The 506-nt window shown below is 55.9% G+C and carries 1 pseudogene; it reads right to left on the bottom strand.

From position 1 onward, the window contains the following. Positions 1–50 precede the first annotated feature (50 nt). Positions 51–506 (bottom strand): annotated as a pseudogene (gene istB, locus MRBLMR1_RS28280) (IS21-like element ISRel5 family helper ATPase IstB); the annotation flags it as partial.

Below are 506 nucleotides of genomic sequence, written 5' to 3'. Positions count from 1 at the left end.
TATTGCGCGGCAATCAGGATGAGACGCGGGCGACAATCTGGATGAGATTCTTAGGTCGCGGTCGGGATCAAGTTATCACGCTGATTGCCGCTGACAAGTTCTTCGTCATTTTCTGATTGCCGCTCCGCGACAGGCAAGGCTGAGGTCCTGATTGTCGCGAAAGAGGCTGGTCGGCCCCGTTGGCGCTTTTCCTCGAGCGCTGTTCTGCGGCGATAGCTTTCGACGTTCATCTCGAAGATCGTGGCATGGTGCACAAGCCGGTCAACTGCTGCGAGTGTCATGGCAGGATCGGGAAAGACCCGGTTCCACTCCCCAAACGGCTGGTTGGCGGTGATCAAGATAGACCTGTGCTCGTATCGTGCCGAGATCAGCTCGAAGAGCACGCTTGTTTCCGCCTGATCTTTGGTGACGTAGGCGAGATCATCGAGGATGAGCAAGTCGTACTTGTTGAGTTTGTCGATAGCAGACTCAAGCTGCAGTTCCCGACGAGCGACCTGCAGCTTCTG

Source organism: Neorhizobium sp. LMR1-1-1.1, assembly GCF_040675795.1.
In the GTDB taxonomy this organism is placed as follows: domain Bacteria; phylum Pseudomonadota; class Alphaproteobacteria; order Rhizobiales; family Rhizobiaceae; genus Neorhizobium; species Neorhizobium cellulosilyticum.
Note: the sequence above shows the minus strand (reverse complement) of the source record. Positions and strands in the feature narration are given on the sequence as shown.